At 34.3% G+C, this 18,856-nt stretch carries 18 protein-coding genes and 1 pseudogene; 7 read left to right on the top strand and 12 right to left on the bottom strand.

Annotated elements, in window-relative coordinates; translation table 11 throughout:
- Positions 1-299, top strand: a 299-nt coding sequence (locus tag GA0061080_RS08120; protein ID WP_141683120.1) for an integrase core domain-containing protein, incomplete at its 5' end; no start/stop codon positions are given.
- Positions 300-529: 230 nt separating this feature from the next.
- Here the strand turns inward: GA0061080_RS08120 and GA0061080_RS08115 are convergent.
- The 5 genes and pseudogenes from GA0061080_RS08115 to GA0061080_RS08095 form a co-directional block, all read right to left on the bottom strand.
- A complete protein-coding gene (locus GA0061080_RS08115; protein ID WP_091123878.1) occupies positions 530-1,885 on the bottom strand; it encodes a citrate synthase in 1,356 nt (451 codons plus the stop codon).
- A gap of 18 nt (positions 1,886-1,903) precedes the next feature.
- Positions 1,904-3,166, bottom strand: a complete 1,263-nt coding sequence (icd, locus tag GA0061080_RS08110) for an NADP-dependent isocitrate dehydrogenase (RefSeq protein ID WP_091123876.1) — start codon at positions 3,164-3,166, stop codon at positions 1,904-1,906.
- A 27-nt stretch (positions 3,167-3,193) separates the two neighbouring features.
- Entirely contained in the window at positions 3,194-5,458 is a 2,265-nt protein-coding gene (locus tag GA0061080_RS08105; protein ID WP_091123873.1) for an aconitate hydratase, read from the bottom strand.
- A gap of 347 nt (positions 5,459-5,805) precedes the next feature.
- A pseudogene (locus GA0061080_RS13145) lies at positions 5,806-5,982 on the bottom strand (RNA-guided endonuclease InsQ/TnpB family protein); the annotation flags it as partial.
- Between the two features lie 189 nt (positions 5,983-6,171).
- A complete protein-coding gene (locus tag GA0061080_RS08095; RefSeq protein WP_245174465.1) occupies positions 6,172-6,621 on the bottom strand; it encodes an RNA-guided endonuclease InsQ/TnpB family protein in 450 nt (149 codons plus the stop codon).
- 41 nt (positions 6,622-6,662) lie between these two features.
- On the opposite strand from GA0061080_RS08095, the gene tnpA reads away from it, so the two are divergent.
- Positions 6,663-7,052 carry an IS200/IS605 family transposase gene (tnpA, locus tag GA0061080_RS08090; RefSeq protein WP_091123869.1) on the top strand — a complete coding sequence of 130 codons (390 nt, stop codon included), beginning with the start codon at positions 6,663-6,665 and terminating at the stop codon, positions 7,050-7,052.
- Between the two features lie 118 nt (positions 7,053-7,170).
- Here the strand turns inward: tnpA and pgl are convergent, their stop codons facing one another.
- The 4 genes from pgl to GA0061080_RS08070 form a co-directional block, all read right to left on the bottom strand.
- Positions 7,171-7,869, bottom strand: a complete 699-nt coding sequence (gene pgl / locus GA0061080_RS08085) for a 6-phosphogluconolactonase (RefSeq protein ID WP_091123867.1) — start codon at positions 7,867-7,869, stop codon at positions 7,171-7,173.
- A gap of 11 nt (positions 7,870-7,880) precedes the next feature.
- Positions 7,881-9,341: a glucose-6-phosphate dehydrogenase gene (gene zwf, locus GA0061080_RS08080; protein ID WP_091123865.1), complete on the bottom strand. Its 1,461-nt coding sequence runs from the start codon at positions 9,339-9,341 to the stop codon at positions 7,881-7,883.
- A gap of 181 nt (positions 9,342-9,522) precedes the next feature.
- Entirely contained in the window at positions 9,523-9,807 is a 285-nt protein-coding gene (rplY, locus tag GA0061080_RS08075) for a 50S ribosomal protein L25 (RefSeq protein WP_091123864.1), read from the bottom strand.
- A gap of 182 nt (positions 9,808-9,989) precedes the next feature.
- Complete coding sequence (locus GA0061080_RS08070) at positions 9,990-10,862, bottom strand: D-hexose-6-phosphate mutarotase (RefSeq protein WP_091123862.1); 873 nt, start codon at positions 10,860-10,862, stop codon at positions 9,990-9,992.
- 180 nt (positions 10,863-11,042) lie between these two features.
- Here GA0061080_RS08070 and hemW point away from each other — a divergent pair, with 180 nt between their 5' ends.
- Positions 11,043-12,170 (top strand): radical SAM family heme chaperone HemW, encoded by a 1,128-nt coding sequence (hemW, locus tag GA0061080_RS08065; protein WP_091123860.1) that lies wholly within the window; start codon positions 11,043-11,045, stop codon positions 12,168-12,170.
- A 245-nt stretch (positions 12,171-12,415) separates the two neighbouring features.
- Here hemW and GA0061080_RS08060 read toward each other — a convergent pair whose 3' ends face one another.
- Together GA0061080_RS08060 and GA0061080_RS08055 are read right to left on the bottom strand one after the other, a co-directional pair.
- On the bottom strand, positions 12,416-13,384 hold the full coding sequence (locus GA0061080_RS08060) for a sugar kinase (protein ID WP_091123858.1): 969 nt from the start codon (positions 13,382-13,384) through the stop codon (positions 12,416-12,418).
- Position 13,385: 1 nt separating this feature from the next.
- Positions 13,386-14,213: a DeoR/GlpR family DNA-binding transcription regulator gene (locus tag GA0061080_RS08055; RefSeq protein ID WP_091123855.1), complete on the bottom strand. Its 828-nt coding sequence runs from the start codon at positions 14,211-14,213 to the stop codon at positions 13,386-13,388.
- Positions 14,214-14,558: 345 nt separating this feature from the next.
- Here GA0061080_RS08055 and GA0061080_RS08050 point away from each other — a divergent pair, with 345 nt between their 5' ends.
- Genes GA0061080_RS08050 through GA0061080_RS08035 form a run of 4 tightly spaced genes read left to right on the top strand, consistent with a single transcriptional unit; the run spans position 14,559 to position 18,266 of the window.
- Positions 14,559-15,413 (top strand): tagatose bisphosphate family class II aldolase, encoded by an 855-nt coding sequence (locus tag GA0061080_RS08050; RefSeq protein WP_091123852.1) that lies wholly within the window; start codon positions 14,559-14,561, stop codon positions 15,411-15,413.
- An 11-nt stretch (positions 15,414-15,424) separates the two neighbouring features.
- A complete protein-coding gene (pfkB, locus tag GA0061080_RS08045) occupies positions 15,425-16,345 on the top strand; it encodes a 1-phosphofructokinase (protein ID WP_091123885.1) in 921 nt (306 codons plus the stop codon).
- Positions 16,346-16,356: 11 nt separating this feature from the next.
- Complete coding sequence (locus tag GA0061080_RS08040) at positions 16,357-17,772, top strand: PTS fructose transporter subunit IIC (RefSeq protein WP_091123848.1); 1,416 nt, start codon at positions 16,357-16,359, stop codon at positions 17,770-17,772.
- Between the two features lie 56 nt (positions 17,773-17,828).
- Positions 17,829-18,266 carry a PTS mannitol transporter subunit IIA gene (locus tag GA0061080_RS08035; RefSeq protein ID WP_091123845.1) on the top strand — a complete coding sequence of 146 codons (438 nt, stop codon included), beginning with the start codon at positions 17,829-17,831 and terminating at the stop codon, positions 18,264-18,266.
- A gap of 114 nt (positions 18,267-18,380) precedes the next feature.
- Here the strand turns inward: GA0061080_RS08035 and GA0061080_RS08030 are convergent, their stop codons facing one another.
- Entirely contained in the window at positions 18,381-18,833 is a 453-nt protein-coding gene (locus tag GA0061080_RS08030) for a hypothetical protein (RefSeq protein WP_091123841.1), read from the bottom strand.
- Positions 18,834-18,856 lie beyond the last annotated feature (23 nt).

Raw genomic sequence — 18,856 nt, 5'->3', positions numbered from 1 at the left:
ATTCAGACCGCGGTAAAGAGTTTGATAATCGGTTATTAGCGGATTGTTTTAAGACATTTAATATCACGCATTCATTAAGCAAGAAAGGGTGTCCATATGACAATGCGGTAGCGGAAGCGACATTTAAAACAATTAAAACGGAATTTGTAAAAGGCCAACGTTTCAACTCAACGGCTGAGTTACAACGCGCTTTTTCGGCTTATGCTTATTGGTATAATCATAAACGATTACATTCTTCGTTAGGCTACTTGCCTCCCGTTGAATTTAAAAAACACTTACCCCTTAATTTTTTTGTTTGAAAATGTGTTGCCATTCCGTCACGCACAAAACCTAATACACGAGACACCATCGTCATTGAACTAACAGTAGCTAAAGATTTTAAAAGATTCATATTCAAATTATATACAAAGTATACAGCCTAAAACTGATAATGAAGTATAGTCTACAAACTATTACTTTAAATAACCATGCTTTTTTAATAAACTTAATTTTGTTGATGCCGCCAGCATAATACTGGCGGGTGTTTGGTTTAACGATCTTTTAAAGGGATAAATGGCATAATTTCACCGATATTTTTATAAGCAGGGCGAATAATTCGGCGATCATCAAAATTGAGTTCTTCAATTCGATGAGCACACCATCCAACAATACGAGACATAGCAAATAATGGCGTATAAACTTCTTTTGGTAAGCCAATCATGTCATAAACAAAGCCTGAATAGAAATCAACATTGGCGCAAACTTGTTTTTTTGTTTTGGCATTTTTTCGATTTAAAATGGCGTTAATGGCCCGTTCTTCAAGCAAGTTTAAGAAATTATACTCATCTTCTCGGCCTTTTTCTTTTGCTAGTTCATGAGCCATTTCTTTTAGTAATACTGCTCTTGGATCAGATACTGTGTATACCGCATGCCCAATACCATAAATTAGACCTTTTTTGTCAAATGCATCTTTATTTAAAATACGTTGCAAATAGGCATCAATTTCATTTACGTCGGTCCAATTTTTAATTTCTTTGGCTAAGTGTTTAAGCATTTTACCTACTTGTAAATTAGCACCACCATGCAATGGTCCTTTTAGCGATCCAATACCTGCTGCAATAGATGAGTAAGTATCGGTACCGGTAGAGCTGGTCACTCGCACTGTAAATGTTGAGTTATTTCCACCTCCATGTTCTGCATGGATGATCATAGCTAAATCAAGCACTCGCACATCAAGATCAGTATATCCCCCCGATCCTTTCATCATGTATAAGAAGTTTTCGGCAATGGAAAAATCCTCATGCGGATGGCGGATATGTAATGATTTTCCTTTAGCACTGTGACTTAACATATTATAAGCATAGGCAATAATGGCTGGAAATTTTGCAATGAGGTCTATTGATTGACGCATTAAATTATCGCGAGATGTATCATCTGCTTTAGAATCATAAGTGTACATTTCAAGGACTGTTCTGGCTAAGATATTCATCACATCATGGCCTTCAAGTTCCATGATGGCAATTTTAGTTTGCTTTTCCAGTGCCATCGATTCACCAAGTAACCTTGAAAAGTCGTATAATTCTTCGGCATCTGGTAAGTAACCAGATAACAGTAGATAAATAGTTTCTTCAAATCCTGTACGTTGTTCTTTTTGTGCATTATGCACAAGATCTTTAATATCGATGCCTCGATATAACAATTTACCATGGATCGGTTTTAATGTACCACCATCTAAATATTGATAACCTAACACATCGCCAATTTTAGTTAATCCAACTAACACGCCAGTATGATCTGCATTACGCAATCCACGTTTTACACTGAAAGTTTCAAATAGTTTTGTTTCAATTTTACTCGTGTTTTTAATCGTTTCTGATAATTTATAAACTAAAAATTTTTCTTTCATTTATCATTACCTCTTGTGTTATAAATTATCGATTACTGCTTGAGTAAATTCAGTAGTTGATAGCGGTGTTCCATTTTGCATAAACCTAGCTAAATCGATAGTCGCTTTGCCTTCTTGGAATAGCTTTTGCATTGCTTGGGTAATCAATTCTCCAACTTCATACCAACCGAGATAGTCAAACATCATCACACCAGATAGTAATAATGATGATGGATTTGCTTGGTTTTTTCCTGCAATATCAGGTGCTGTACCGTGTGTTGCTTCAAAAATAGCATGCCCTGTTATATAGTTAATATTTGCGCCTGGTGCTATACCAATCCCCCCAACCATTGCTGCAAGTTGATCTGAAACATAATCACCATTAAGGTTTAGCGTTGCTACAACAGAATAATCTTCTGGCTTTAATAATGTGTTTTGTAAAAAAGCATCACAAATCACATCGTTAATAATTAATTTTGAAGCAGATTTAGCATTCTGTAATGCTTGCTGGGCTGCAGCTTTTCCTTCATTTTTTTGGATTTCCATATATTGATTCATGGTGAAAACAGCATCACCAAATTCTTTCTCGGCTAGTGCATAGCCCCACAGTTTAAATCCCCCTTCGGTAAACTTCATAATATTACCTTTATGCACTAAGGTAACTGATGGTAATTTATGGTGGAGTGCATATTTAATTGCGGCTCTAATTAATCGTTCTGATCCTTCAATGGAAACAGGTTTGACACCATATGAGGATGTTTTGGGAAAACGAACTTTATTAACACCCATTTGTTGTGATAAAAATTGATAAAATTTTTCAGCTTCCGGCGTACCTTGTAACCATTCAATGCCTGCATAAATGTCTTCAGTATTTTCTCTAAAAATAGTTATGCTGACTTTTTCAGGATGTTTTATCGGTGATTCAACTCCTTTGAACCAACGAACAGGACGAAGGCAAACATAAAGATCTAATTCTTGGCGAAGAGCAACATTGAGTGAACGCAATCCTCCACCAACGGCCGTTGTTAGAGGTCCTTTGATACCGACAAGATATTGTTTAAATGCATTCATGGTTTCTTCTGGTAACCATGAACCATTTAATTTGTATGACTTTTCACCAGCAAAAACCTCTTGCCATTCAATACTACGTTGACCTTGATAAGCTTTTTCAATCGCTTTATCAAAAATCGTTCTAGCAGCTTTCCAAATCTCTTTACCGACACCATCACCTTCAATAAAAGGAATAATTGGTCGATTTGGGACAATTAATCGCCCATTTTCAATTGTAACTTGCTGATTCATATTTTGCCCTCCCCCGTTATTTTTTAGTTATTTAAATCCTTCTTTCAACTTATTTAAAGCACTACCCGCTTTAAACCATTCAATTTGAGATTGATTATATGTGTGCGCTACAGCAAAAGAGTCACCACTTCCATCACGATGGTGAAGTACTAGTGTTAGATTTTTATTTGGCGCAAAATCAGTTAACCCAATAATGCTAATTTTGTCATCTTCACGAATTTTGTCATAATCATCTTTATTAACAAATGTTAAAGCTAACATTCCTTGTTTTTTAAGATTTGTTTCATGAATTCGAGCAAATGATTTAACTATTATGGCTTTAACATTTAAAAAGCGAGGTTCCATTGCAGCATGTTCTCGTGATGATCCTTCGCCATAATTTTCTTCAGCGATAACAATCGATCCCAATCCTTGTGCTTTTAACTGACGAGCTAATTTCGGAACTTCAACATATTCATCCGTTTGAGCATCTAAAACAGAATTAGTTTTTTTATTAAAGGCGTTAACTGCTCCAATGAGCATATTATTAGAAATGTTATCTAGATGTCCGCGAAATTTTAGCCATTTCCCCGCCATTGAAATATGATCAGTTGTACACTTGCCTGTTACTTTAATAAGTAGGGGTTGCGAAATAATATCTTTTCCATCCCATGGTGAAAATGGTGAGAGTAGTTGTAATCGCTCAGAGTGATTTGAAATATAAATTTCAACTGAACGACCATCGGCAATCGGTGCAATATAACCCGCATCATCAACAGCAAACCCTTTTTTAGGTAATTCATCACCTATTGGTTCAGAAAGTTTCACTTCCTGTCCTTTATCATTAATTAAGCTATCAGTTAATGGGTTAAAGCTGAGTTTTCCAGCAATAGTTAATGCTGTTACTATTTCAGGTGAACATACAAATGCATAAGTATTTGGGCTTCCATCATTGCGTTTAGCAAAGTTACGATTGAAGGATGTCACGATCGAATTTTTGTGTTCATCAGCCACCTCGTCACGGCGCCATTGACCAATACAAGGACCACAAGCATTTGCCATAATAACTGCACCTGCCTGCTCAAAGCGACTCAAAATACCATCTCGTTTTGAGGTGTATTTCACTTGTTTTGAACCAGGATTGATAATTAGTTTTGCCTTTATTTTTAGCCCTAATTGGTTTGCGTCATCAATCACAGAAGCAGCACGCATCATATCTTCATAAGAAGAATTAGTACATGAACCAATCAAGCCAACTTCCATATTATCAGGGTAATTGTGTGCTTTAACAGCTGTAGCTAGTTGTGAAATGGGATATGCTAGATCTGGTGTAAATGGACCATTAACATATGGCTCTAATTCAGATAAATTAATTTCTATTACTTGATCATAGTATTTGTTTGGCTGTGATAAAACAGCTTCATCAGGGTTGAAGCAGTCTGTTAAAATATCAGCTAAATCGACGATATCTTGACGTCCTGTCATTGCTAAATAATCCGCTGATTTTTTACTATAAGGAAATATTGAGGTTGTAGCTCCAACTTCTGCTCCCATATTACAGATCGTTGCTTTTCCTGTTGCAGATAAAGTTGAGGTGCCTTCGCCAAAATATTCAATCACTGAATTGGTACCGCCTTTAACTGTTAAAATGCCTGCCAGTTTTAAAATAACATCTTTGGGTGATGTCCAACCTGATAGTTTACCAATCAATTTTACGCCAATAATTTTTGGCATTTTCAGTTCCCAAGGCATACCTGCCATAACATCAACTGCATCGGCACCACCAACACCAATTGCCAGCATTGAAAGTCCACCTGCATTTGGTGTGTGTGAATCTGTACCGATCATCATACCACCAGGAAATGCATAATTTTCAAGCACGACTTGATGAATAATGCCTGCATCAGGCTTCCAAAAACCAATACCATATTTGTTCGATACATCGCGTAAAAACTGATAGACTTCTTGGTTATTATTTTCAGCAGCAATTAAATCATCATGGGCATTTTTATAAGCTTGAATAAGGTGATCACAATGCACTGTCGAGGGCACGGCAACTCTATTACGCCCTGAATTCATTAATTGCAAAAGAGCCATTTGTGCAGTTGCATCTTGCATGGCAACACGATCGGGTGAAAAATTAACATAGTCTTCCCCCCGTTTATAAGCTTTAAGTTCTTCTCCTTCCGCAAGATGTGTATAAAGAATTTTTTCTGCCAAGGTTAACGGTTTTCCTATTTTTTGACGAATAAGATCAATCTTTTGTGGATAAGTTTGGTAAATACGTTTAATTAAATCAATATCAAAAACCATAATTAAGCCCCATTACTTATATTATCTTTTTTAGGTGTTATCACACATTTAATTGAATATTTATTCAATTAAATGACTAAAATATCATTTAATGTGATAATGAATTTTTATGCAATCTTGTATTAAATTTTTTATTACCCAGTAATTTTTGATATTAGTTGAAATCACGCGCAAGTATGATCGCTAATATAATTCCTATATTAACGAAATATTAAACATTATGCATATCAAAGAAAATTCAAATTTGTACGATTATATAAATAAAAATAATATAAACAGGTTTTAAGTTAAGAAGGTGCTGAATTTGACATCCTCCCCACTCTAAAGAACGGGGATCCCTACTACGGTTAGTTTATGGCTAACTCGTTTCGGTGGGTTTCAGCTGCTAACGACATTATTGCATCGTTCACTTCACAGACGCTTCGGGTATGTCCTACCCTGAGTATATTTAATGCCTCAACAACATCGGCATTTTCTTTGTAGCCACAACTTACACATTTAAAGTTAGCTTGTGTTTTTCGATTATCTTTTGCTACATGGGAACAATTAGGACAGGTTTGACTTGTATACTTAGCATCTTACACTGTATACAAATCCTCCTCGCCAATAGCTTTTATATTCAAGTTGACGCCTAAATTCATACCAGGATTGATCTAATATCGATTTATTTAAACCTGATTTTGCTGTTAACTTTTCTACCCTGTTCCAAGTGATTACCTTTTGCTGATTTCATTTGAAATCTTATGTAAGTAGTCCTTTCTAGTATTGGCTATATGATGATGTAGTTTAGATACTTTCCGTTTGGACTTTATCCAGTTTTGGCTAAATTTTTTCTTATGACTAAGTTGTTGCTGTAATTTTTTTAGTTTTAATTGATTTTGTTTGAATATATTTGATGGTTCAAAGTAAGCTCCATTGCTTAATGTTGCAAAACGGCTAATACCCATATCAATACCTATTTCAGTATTAGATTGATGTATTGGCTTTGCTTGTTCATATTCAGTCTGAATAGAAACAAACCATTTACCACAAACTATACTGACTGTGACATTCTTTATTGTGCCAACAATTAATTGACTTTGTCTGTAACGAATATAACCCACTTTAGGAATGAAAATACGCTTATTATTTTCGTCTAGTTTTGTCCCTTGCGGAAAACGAATGCTTTCCTTAATCCCTTTTTTCTTAAACTTAGGGAAATCCGATTGTTTTCGAAAAAAAATTACGGTATGCGACTTCTAAATTGGTGTTTGTTACTAAATACCGAAGACATGTCTTCACTAAAAATATGATTGATGACTTAAAACCTATATTTGAAAAGGTATGTTTAGGCTTTGATGCCCGGCTTATCGAGTTTGATGGTGAGGATGATCACATTCACCTGTTAGTTAATTATCCGCCTAAAATTGCATTATCTTCACTGGTTAACAGTTTAAAAGGTGTTTCCAGTAGAATGATTAAGAAAAAATATCATTCTCAAATTAAAAGTAAATTATGGGGCGGCTGTTTATGGTCTCCATCCTACTTTGCCGCCAGTTGTGGTGGCGCACCTATTGCTATTATTAGACAATATATAGAGCAGCAACGAACCTAAAACATTAAAACGACAAAGTCGTTTAGGCATTACATCCTCGCCCTAAAGAACGAGGTTTTACCGCTAAACTGATAAAAATTCATTGCCGACTTACATCGGCAAACAAAAATAAGGAAATTTAAGATGCGGTCCAAAACCCTGTTACATTAACTTTGTTTTGCTGTAAAACTGCACGAATCGGCATCTGATTAACATCGTTATCTTTTTCGGCTTGTTCTAACACATTCAATTTGCTTTCACCAACCAAATGTAGATAGATATTTTTACTATTTAAAATTGTTGGTAGTGTCAATGTAATACGCTCAAGTGGCGCAGTTAAAGGTGTCATACCAACAACTTTTTGTCCAGATTTCATATTTAAACCGGTAGCCAAATTAGCAGCGCCTGGGAATAAAGAGGCAGTATGTCCATCTTCGCCCATACCTAAAATGACTACATCAAATGGCATTGGAATTTTATCCAACATTTTATTAGTCATTTCTGCACCATCAAATGGATTATCACAGCTGTTTTTTAAACCAACAAAATTCGCTAATTTTGCTTTATTTTGTAATAAATAGGTGTTCACTAACTTTTGGTTACTAGCATCATCAGTATCATCAACCCATCTATCATCCACCAACGTAATAAAAACTCTGCTCCATTCTATGTTTTGTTGACTAAGTGAAACAAACAGTGGAATAGGTGTTTTACCACCGGAAACAGCAATAGATGCATGCCCTTTTTGTGCAATCGCCTGTTTTAATTCATTGATAATATGTGATGTTAAATCTTCGATTAGTAACTGACCATTTTGATATTTATTTAACGTGAACATAGTTTTTTCCTTTATTCAAATTCGTGCCATGAGTGTCCGTCTTTAGTGATTAAGGCAACCGATGCGACCGGTCCCCAAGTTCCAGCTTGGTAAGTTTTTGGTGGTTCTTTTTCTGTTTCCCATGCACTAATAATTGAATCAACCCATTTCCATGCTGCTTCAACTTCATCACGATGAACAAATAATGCTTGGCGACCACGCATAACTTCAAGTAATAAACGCTCATAAGCATCAGCACTTTGTTGGTGAAAAGTTTCGCTGAAACTTAAGTCAAGTTTAGTGGTTTGTAAATTATGATTACTATCCAACCCTGGTACTTTATTCAGAATTTCAATATCCATACCTTCATCAGGTTGTAAACGAATCGTCAATTTATTTTGTGGTAATTTTGGATAAAATTCACTAAATAAATTAAGTGGTAATGGTTTGAAATAAACTACAACTTCAGAACATTTACTTGGTAAGCGCTTACCTGTACGTAAATAAAAAGGAACACCGGCCCAGCGCCAGTTATCAATATCAACTCGAATTGCCACAAATGTTTCAGTATTACTTTTTTGATTCGCACCATCTTCTTCTAAATAGCCCGGCACATTAACACCATTAACAAAACCTGCTGTATATTGCCCTCGAACTACTTTCTCACGAATATTGGTTTTATCTATTGGCCTTAAGGCGTTGAGTACAGCTATCTTTTCACTACGTAAGCTATCATCTTTAAGGTTGGCTGGTGGTGACATGGCAATCATGGTTAATATTTGTAATAAATGGTTTTGTACCATATCACGCATTTGACCGGCTTTATCAAAATATCCCCAACGCCCTTCAATACCTACTTGTTCAGCTACCGTAATTTCAACATGATCAATAGAATTACGATCCCAAAATGACGCAAACACGGTATTAGCAAATCGCAAGGCTAATAGGTTTAATACTGATTCTTTACCTAAATAATGATCAATACGATAAACTTGCGATTCACTAAAGAATTTAGCCACTGAATTATTGATTTCTCGAGATGATTGTAGATCTGTTCCAAGTGGTTTTTCCATCACAATTCGGTTTTGCGATTGATTTAACCCTGCAACAGCTAAACCTTGACAAATAGTCCCAAAAGTTCCTGGATGCATTGCAAAGTAGAAAATCGCAGGATGATTTGAATCAAGTTTATTTTTCAATCCTTCAAAACCAGCACTATCATTAACATCTAGTTTATGAAAGTCCAATCGTTGGCTAAATCTTTGCCAAATATTATCGTCTAACGGTTCTAGCATAAACGTGATTAGAGCTTCTTTTGCTACCTCACAATAAGCAGCATGATCCCAATCAGCTCGCCCTACACCTAAAATCTTTGTTTGTTCAGGTAATTTTCCGTACTTTTCTAATTGATATAAAGACGGTAATAATTTACGTCTTGTCAAATCCCCTTTAGCACCAAAAATAACTAAATCGCAAGCTGGGATATCAGACATGGTTTTCTCCTACGATGGTATAATGTAATTATTCTATTATGTTGAATGGTTGGTGTACACCCGATTAATAGGATAAATCATAGTAATAGGCATTATCCTTTATTTACTCTAAAACAAAAAGGCCACCTCTGGGTGACCTTTTGCTTGAAACAAGTTATTGGGTAATTTTCCAATAAGAAAATTATGCGCGTACAAAATCCATATGAACTAATTTTGGTTTAAATGCATGACGTTGTACTGCTTGCACTTTTACTTTAACTGCTTTGCCGTCAACTTCAATAGTTAACACTTCAGAATAAAATTGTGGTTTTTCTTGCATATTAAAAACTTGGTTGTGATCAAGCACAACAGAGACTGCAGGTTCAGTTCCACCATAAATAATGGCTGGGAATTTACCAGCGTGACGCAGGCGGCGGCTCGCACCCTTACCATGCTCTTTTCTAACTTCAGCTTTGAATGTAAACATATTAATTTCTCTTAATTATTTAAATATAGAAACCAATTACAGGCGACCCAGTAATTGACTATCAAACTAGTACTTTAAAAAGCGTTAGAGATTATAAAGTGTTATCCCTCTAAACGCAATCAATTAATCGTATTACAAGTCTGTGCAAATATTCATTGCATAATATAATGCGAACCGAATATTTAAATTAGCTCTATTTTAAAACCATAAGTTGATTTTTTATTTGGTGATAATTTTAACGGTTTTGTGATACAACCTGCTTCGACACAAACCATAGATTTATATTCATCATCGCCAAAATCTGCCATTGATTTAGCTTTATTTATCCATGGATTCCAAGTAACAACATCACTTACATTAGTATTGGTTAATTGAATTGTTCGAGTGCCATCAGTAACAGTGATTTGATTATTTGCATTGGTATAAATACGATCGACTTCTTGATTAAAAGTTAATTCGCCTACAGTCGCCGGTTTGTTTTCATCAGCAAGTCGTTCTTGATAAACTTCACCTAAACCTTTGACTATAACACTATCAATATTATCAACTCCAAAATAGGTATGTAAAGCACTAGTTACATCAAAGTCCGCTGAGCAGCTTAAAGAAACTTCACAAGTTTTACCTAGATGAAGATTTAAAGATACCGAGAAAGGTTTGTTACAATAAGATTCTGTTTGTTGATTATTAGTAAGCGATAATACAAGATCAACACCATTTTCATCTTCTTCGCAAGAATCTAATTTCCATTCAACAATGCGCGCAAAACCGTGAGATGGATTGCCTAACTGACCAAACCAAGGCCAACATACAGGCACTCCGCCTCGAATAGCCACTGCTTTTTTAAAATTCGTTTTGTTACTCAGCCAAACAACTGGTGTTTGTTCAGTAGAGGGTTGCCAAAATAATAAGTGTGCACCTTGTAATGCAACAGCAGCACAACAAGTTTTATGATTAATAACTAAAATTGGCAGTTCACCATAAATTGATTGTTTAATTGATGAGCTTAAGGATACACCTGATAAGCTACTCTCTAAAATCTCTTTATATATACTCATATTTACTCCTAAATAATAAATTTAACAACTTATTGATAATTGTATACTTCTTAAGTTAATAATAAAAACATAATAGATGCAAAAGCATTTTTTAAAGAATTAGAGTAAAATAAAACACTATAAATAGTGAAACAACACTCTAATTGTTTTTGTCAAAAAGTTTCAGGTAACACTACGTTTATGTATAAAATCCCATTAAGTTTATATATTCATATGCCATGGTGCGTACAAAAATGTCCCTATTGCGATTTTAATTCACATACCATAAAAAAAACGCCAAATTACGAGTCTTATGTAGAACATTTGCTTAAAGATCTACAACACGATACTATTTTCTGTTCAAATCGCTCAATTCATTCGATCTTTATCGGCGGAGGTACGCCTAGTCTATTTTCAGCCGAGTTGATTGATAAATTATTATCAAATATAAATAAAATAATACCGATAAATAAAGATGCTGAAATCACTATTGAAGCTAATCCAAATTCTGTTGATATAGAAAGATTTACTGGCTATCAGCAAGCGGGTATAAACCGAATATCAATTGGTGTGCAAAGTTTTCAGGCCGATAAACTTGTTAAATTAGGACGGATACACGATCCCAAAGAGGCCATCACCGCCGGAAAAATTGCCAAAACATTAAATTTAAGAAGTTTTAATTTAGATTTAATGCATGGTTTGCCAAATCAAAGTATTGATGATGCCCTATATGACCTAAAACAAGCCATTACTATTGCACCGCCGCATTTATCTTGGTATCAATTAACCATTGAGCCAAATACACTATTTGGTTCAAAACCACCTGTTTTACCCGATGATGATAAACTTTGGGAAATTTATCAACAAGGTCATCAATTATTAACTGAAAATGGTTACCAACAATATGAAACTTCAGCTTATGCTAAAGAAGGATTACAATGCCAACATAATTTAAATTATTGGCGATTTGGAGACTATTTAGGCATTGGATGTGGCGCTCATGGTAAATTAACGCAACCTGATGGGAAAATTATTCGCACTATAAAAACTCGTCACCCAAAAGGGTATTTAGAGGGGCGTTATTTAGATAAATATTATACAGTTCCAAAAGAGGAATTACCTTTTGAATTTTTTATGAATCGTTTTAGGCTTTTTGAACCAACACCTAAACATGAATTTGAACAACGGACTTATTTACCTTTAAACTCAGTTGAAAAACAAATAACAATAGCCATTGAAAAAAACTATCTAATTGAGGATAAACAAAACTGGCTGATAACTGAGCAGGGGAAGCTATTTTTGAATTCGTTATTAGAGATATTCTTATAGATAATATTTTGAAATATTTACACTTGTATAAATCAATATTATTATTTACATTTATTTAACATTATAGATACGAACTATTTAATTAATCATTCAGATATCTTTACAGACTTTCTTTATAAAAAAGCACATAATATGTTCCGACAATGTATTATTTCATTGTTTTCCTATTCCTTATGTTTTCCCAATAACTTTTGTTATTGGGTTTTTTTTGCCTATAATTCGGATAATCGCATCACTTTTAATAACTACTCTATTGAAGTATGAAAAAGGAAATGTTTTAATTCAGCTAATGTAGAAGTTCCTTCCATAGGACCTTTTTTAGATACGGCTAAAGCACCGCTAGCATTCGCATATTGCAAAGCTTGTTCAACCGAGTAGCCTGCTAACAGTAAACTGACAAATGTTGCTCCGAAACAATCTCCCGCACCGGTTGGATCTACCGAGTTGACCTTGTATCCATCAACATGCAGCGTTTGCAAATACCCTTGTTCATTAAGCCCATAATAATTAGCACCTTTAGATCCTCCTTTTACTACAATATGTTTAACCCCTTTTTTAAGCAGTGCAAACATGGTTTGTTGTTCATTTTCATTATTATCGTTAGCAAAATAGCTAACTTCGCTTTCACTTGGTAAAAATATATCGGTATATTCCATAATATAATCGAAAGATTGCTCCATTTCGGGTATATCAAACATCTCTTTGCGTAGATTAGGATCAAATGAAATTGTACCACCTTTACTTTTGATAATATCCAATGCTTTTCTAATGGCATCAATTACCCGAAACGAATAAAGCGATGATCCCATTACATGCAAATGAGTACAATCTCTTAATAAGTTTTCATTAATATGGTTAAACGAAAGTAAACCACATGCACTATTTGGAATGTTAAAAATAAAATCTCTTTCACTAGAAGCTTTATAAGTAACAAACGCACTACCTGTATTGGCCTTATTATGTGGAGTAATACCATCAATAATGACACCATCACTGTTAAGACGATGGATGCACATTTTTCCAAAAATATCTTTCCCTACACAACTAAAAAAAACAACAGGAAAACCTAATTTTGCAACTTGATCTGCAAATATTGCAGGGGCGCCACTAACAAAAGGGCCGATAAACTCCCCAGCTTGATCGAAACGCTGATTTTGTTCTTTTGCTAAAAACTCAACTAGCAGTTCGCCTATCGTGCAGATTTTAAAACGCATATTATGTCTCCAATTTATTTTGATAAGTTACACAATATTTATTTGAAATAAGCTGCTCAAAATTAGCATCTAATAATTGTTGATGATACTCGGTTACAGCAGATCTTGATAAAATCGCCATATCAATATCAACTAAACTTCCAATACTATTATCATTATTATGAATAGTACGTTGTGGTAATATGCCAATTGTATGTGCTGCTTTTTTCATTATTTGTTGATAAGTTTTAACCTGTTCTAAACTTTCAATAATCAATTGATTATCAGTGTTGATTGAACTTAATTCGATAACAAAATGCGATATAGAAAATTGGTTCAAAATAAAATTGATCATTTTGTTATCCAACAAAAGATTCCCTTCCAGTATGGCTCCACCTACAAGCACTACTTCAGCATCGGTAAACTCTTTCGCTAATTGTGCATTGCTAATGTCATTCATAATAAGTATTAATGATTTTTTGCAATGCAAAAACGGAATCAACTTTCTTATCAAATTTCCATGGCTTAAAAACAATGTATCGCCATCATTAATATAACTTAAACAGGTTTTGACTAATTCAATATCATGGCTATTACTAATGCTTTGTACATAATTTGCGGTGATGGTACTTACCTGATTAAACACTCCTTCAGGAGTAACATAAATTGCACCACCAAAAGAACGCTTTAAATATCCTTGCTGCTCTAAATAAGTTAAATCCTGACGAATAGTTACATTTGAGACCTGAAGCAATTCAGATAATTCATCAACTTTAACTTCACCTTGCTTACGTACAATTTCTGCAATTTGTAATCGTCGTTTTAATAAACCTGAAGATGCTCTAGCCAATTTTATTTCCTACGCCATAGATAAAAATTAAGGATAGTGATAATAGAATTAATCATATATTAGGTCAACATCAAACTATGATTAGAATTTTATCTTATAAATCATACCATTAATAATTAGCATTTTTTATCCCACAGCGTTTCACATATACATGTTAACTATCAAAACGAAAATTTATCAATCTTTTTTATTTCGTTTTAAAAGTAATGTTAATTTTTGTGATCTAACTCACGCGATTATTACTAGCGCAACTTTCGTTTTGAAATCATAATTAATGAAAATAATTTTCAAAACAAAAGTTATTAACATAATACAAAGTGAATTAGATTATTAAGGAGAAGTTATATGACTATTATTTCAAGTAATAACATGTTAAAAAAGGCTCAAAAAGAACATTATGCTGTGCCTGCCTTTAATATCCATAACTTAGAAACTATGCAGGTCGTTGTTGAAACAGCAACACAATTACAATCTCCCGTTATTTTGGCTGGTACACCTGGCACATACAGTTATGCAGAAACAGAAAATATACTTGCTATAGCAAATGCTTTGTCAAAAAAACATAATATTCCATTAGCTGTTCATTTAGATCATCACGAAGAATATAACGACATCATCAATAAAATTAATGCAGGAGTAAGATCGGTAATGATTGATGGCTCCCATTTTCCATATGAGGAAAATATCGCTATTGTCAAACAAGTAGTTAAATATGCTCACCGTTACGATGTTAGTGTTGAAGCTGAATTAGGTCGCCTTGGTGGCGTTGAAGATGATTTAATCGTTAGTGATAAAGATGCTTTATATACCAATCCAAAACAAGCTGTAGATTTTATTGAAAAAACAGGAATTGACTCCCTCGCTATCGCCATTGGTACAGCACATGGCCTTTATAAATCAGAACCCAAACTGGATTTTGATCGCCTATCAGAAATTCGTTCAATGGTTGATATTCCTCTCGTATTACATGGCGCTTCAGGTGTTCCAGAAAAAGACGTGCGTGAGTGTATTAAGCGTGGAATTTGTAAAGTAAATGTTGCAACGGAATTAAAAATTGCATTTTCAGATGCCTTAAAACAATATTTGATTGAACATCCCGATGCCAATGATCCCCGCCATTATATGAAACCGGCAAAAGCAGCAATGAAAGATATTGTCAAAAAAATTATTACAACATGTGGATGTGCAGGCAAATTATAGAGGCCAAGATGATGATCCATACATTAACACTTAACACTGCAATCGATATGAATATTCATTGCCAAGGGCTTAATCCTAATACAGTTAATCGAACCTCTCATACTGAATATAGCCCGAATGGCAAAGGAGTCAATGTTTCAATCGTATTGCATAAATTTGATAGCCCTACTTGTGCATTAGGATTCTTTGGTGGATTTTCTGGTAAATATATTATTGATGAACTAACGAAAATACAGGTCAAGACAAAACCCTGTTTTATTGATGATATCACGCGTATTAATGTTTTTATCAGTGATAATGAAAACGAATATAAATTAGTCAGCAAAGGTCCGTTTATACCTAATGATAAAAAAACAGAAATGCTAACTATTATTGAATCACTGGTTAACAATAGTTATTTAGTCATCAGTGGTAGCTTGCCAAATAATATTGAATCTGAATATTACGAGGCTATTTTAAATTTATGCAACAAAAAAAATATTCAAGTTATCCTTGATATTAGTCACCCAAAATTAAGTGATTTACTCTCCTATAAACCACTATTAATTAAACCTAATGATGATGAAGTAAAAGAGATTTTTGGCTTTGAAACGAAAACAAAACCACAAGTCATTGCTGCATTAGAAAATATTCATGCACAAGGAGCGAGAAATATTTTATTAACCATGGGAGCTAAAGGGCTTTACTTTTCTAATGGGACAAATATTTGGTTTTGTAATTCTGTAAAAATCAAATTAATTAGCTCCGCTTGTGCAGGTGATGCATCACTAGCAGCCTTTGTTAGTGAATGGCTACCGGATCAACAACATATTGAAAAAGCAATGAAAAAAGCTTCAGCAACAGGCGCTAACGTTGCAGAGTCAGATGGATTAGGTTTACTAAATAAAATCAATATTTATATGGATCAACTTGAAGTTACCCAAATCAAGTAAGGGGGATTGTTATGAAAAAAATATTAGCCGTTACAGGCTGCCCAACCGGTATTGCGCATACTTATATGGCTGAAGAGGCTTTAAAATCAGCGGCCCAAAAGGCTGGAATCGAAATAAAAGTGGAAACCAATGGTGCTGGTGGTATTGATAACGCCATTACTGATGCTGATATTGTCAATGCAATTGGCGTTATTATTGCAGCAGATAAAGATGTCAATCCAGATCGCTTTAATGGTTTACCCGTGATTGAAGTACCGGTTAAAGACGGTATCCATAAGGCTGCAGCACTAATCGAAAAAATTATGTCAGGTACAGTTCCTTTTCGTAAAGGCGCACAAAATAGCACTAATAATACGGTTTTATCAAACCAAGTAGAAGCAAAAGAATCGATTGGACGCCAAATCTATAAACACTTAATGAGTGGTGTGTCAAACATGCTACCATTTGTTGTCGCTGGTGGGGTACTAATTGCTTTATCATTTTTATGGGGAATCTATTCAGCCGACCCTAATAATGACCAATATAATGAATTTGCTGCATTGTTAATGAAAATAGGTGGGCAAGCATTTGGCATAATGGTACCAATCTTTACTGGATTTATTGCCTATTCAATAGGCGGAAAACCTGGCATGGTGGCTGGTTTTGTTGGTGGCTTAATTGCCAATATTACCGGTGCAGGATTCTTAGGCGGAATTATAGCTGGCTTTGCAGCAGGCTATTTAATGTTTTTTACAAAAAAAATGTTAGACAGATTACCTCGTTCATTTGAAGGACTTAAATCGATTTTTATTATGCCATTAATTGGTGTATTTGTTATCGGTGCAGGTATGTTTTTACTTGGTGGTCCAATTGCAAGTATTAATAATGGAATGAAATCTTTCCTTGAATCATTACAATCTGCAAACCCTGTTTTACTCGGTATTGTTATTGGAGCAATGTGTTCGTTTGACTTTGGTGGTCCTGTTAATAAAGCAGCGTATGTTACTGGCACTATATTGTTAGGTGAAGGAAATTTCTATTTCATGGCTGGTGTGTCTGCTGCTTGTATAGTACCACCCTTTGTTATTGCATTCTCTACCACTATTTTCCGCAGCAAAGCTTTCACAGAAGAAGAACGTGCTGCTGGACTTGTTAACTATGTTTTAGGTTCGACACATATTACAGAAGGTGCAATCCCATTTGCGGCTAAGGATCCTTTGCGAGTAATTCCAATTATGATGCTATCTTCTGCAATTGCATCGGTGTTAACATTCATATGTCAAATTCAAGTGCCAGCACCACATGGAGGTTTTTTAGTTCTGCCATTGGTTAATAAACCATTTTTATGGGTAGGCTGTATCTTCATAGGATCATTAGTTGGCGCTATTTTATTAGGTTTAATACGTATTGATCAAAATCGACAATTAGCTGCCAAAAAATCAATTTAATCAATCAAGAAATATACCGATTTATTTCGGTATATTCAATTTATTAAGGAATAGAAATGAGCACATTAAATTTGACAGTACATGATATTTCAATCGTAACTGGATCCTATTCTAAAAAAGAAGCAATTAAAGACGTATCAGAAAAGATGATCCAAGCTAATTTAGTCAAAGACGACTATACCCAAGCAATGTTTGATCGTGATAAACAAATTTCAACTTTTTTAGGTAACGGAATCGACATTCCACACGGCACAACAGAAAAACGTGATAGTGTTATCCAAACTGGTGTTAAAATCATATATTATCCTGAAGGAATTAATTGGGACGAAGATAATAATATAGCTTATGTTGTCATTGGTATTGCAGCAAAAGCCAATGAACATTTAAATATTTTACGTCAACTAACCCGAGCAGTGATTGCTGAAGATACACTAACAAGAATTCACGCAGTTAAAACTCCGGGGGATTTATTAGCAATTCTTCAAGGTAGTTAGTATTAATAATCCCATGAGTAACCTCATTTATACTCATGGGATTTTACACGATCTCTTGAAAGTGACTAACAGTGGCTAGCGACTTTATGTTTTAAGTAAAATTTAAAGACAATGCTAAGATCTAAAAATTTCAAGGCGATTATTGATAATACATTGATTGTTAACCATTTCAAATGAAACCAAAATCCCTTCCAAATTAATACCTAAAGTAATCAAAATGTTATCGAAAACATAATAATAACGCATGTGATCTTCATAGATATGATCTTTAAATCTATAATTATGATTAAACTGATTGGTTAACTCAAACGGCTTACCTATTTTAAAGTCAAAACCAAGAAAATCTAAAATTTGATTTGCTTTATCACATAAGAAAGTGTTGTCTATAACTTCATCAATTGATAATGCCTCAACATTATCCGAAATATAAAAAAAGAGAATTTGATAACCACAGACTTTTCCTATTCCTGAAATATCAGCATAACCGAAGTCTTCGATAATACGATACTCATCTAAATTAAAAAAAAGATCGATATCAAGTGTGGCGAATCTTGTTATTTGATACATACCGGCTAACTTACTATTAAATT

The sequence above is a fragment of the Gilliamella intestini genome, assembly GCF_900094935.1.
Lineage (GTDB): Bacteria > Pseudomonadota > Gammaproteobacteria > Enterobacterales > Orbaceae > Gilliamella > Gilliamella intestini.
This window is presented reverse-complemented; position numbering and strand designations above follow the sequence as displayed.

Excerpts from the sequence above, each read along its gene's own strand:
- GA0061080_RS08115 (WP_091123878.1), bottom strand. The coding sequence starts at position 1,885 with ATGAAAGAAAAATTTTTAGTTTATAAATTATCAGAAACGATTAAAAAC.
- icd (WP_091123876.1), bottom strand. The coding sequence starts at position 3,166 with ATGAATCAGCAAGTTACAATTGAAAATGGGCGATTAATTGTCCCAAAT.
- GA0061080_RS08105 (WP_091123873.1), bottom strand. The coding sequence starts at position 5,458 with ATGGTTTTTGATATTGATTTAATTAAACGTATTTACCAAACTTATCCA.
- pgl (WP_091123867.1), bottom strand. The coding sequence starts at position 7,869 with ATGTTCACGTTAAATAAATATCAAAATGGTCAGTTACTAATCGAAGAT.
- zwf (WP_091123865.1), bottom strand. The coding sequence starts at position 9,341 with ATGTCTGATATCCCAGCTTGCGATTTAGTTATTTTTGGTGCTAAAGGG.
- rplY (WP_091123864.1), bottom strand. The coding sequence starts at position 9,807 with ATGTTTACATTCAAAGCTGAAGTTAGAAAAGAGCATGGTAAGGGTGCG.
- GA0061080_RS08070 (WP_091123862.1), bottom strand. The coding sequence starts at position 10,862 with ATGAGTATATATAAAGAGATTTTAGAGAGTAGCTTATCAGGTGTATCC.
- hemW (WP_091123860.1), top strand. The coding sequence starts at position 11,043 with ATGTATAAAATCCCATTAAGTTTATATATTCATATGCCATGGTGCGTA.
- GA0061080_RS08060 (WP_091123858.1), bottom strand. The coding sequence starts at position 13,384 with ATGCGTTTTAAAATCTGCACGATAGGCGAACTGCTAGTTGAGTTTTTA.
- GA0061080_RS08050 (WP_091123852.1), top strand. The coding sequence starts at position 14,559 with ATGACTATTATTTCAAGTAATAACATGTTAAAAAAGGCTCAAAAAGAA.
- pfkB (WP_091123885.1), top strand. The coding sequence starts at position 15,425 with ATGATCCATACATTAACACTTAACACTGCAATCGATATGAATATTCAT.
- GA0061080_RS08040 (WP_091123848.1), top strand. The coding sequence starts at position 16,357 with ATGAAAAAAATATTAGCCGTTACAGGCTGCCCAACCGGTATTGCGCAT.
- GA0061080_RS08035 (WP_091123845.1), top strand. The coding sequence starts at position 17,829 with ATGAGCACATTAAATTTGACAGTACATGATATTTCAATCGTAACTGGA.
- GA0061080_RS08030 (WP_091123841.1), bottom strand. The coding sequence starts at position 18,833 with ATGTATCAAATAACAAGATTCGCCACACTTGATATCGATCTTTTTTTT.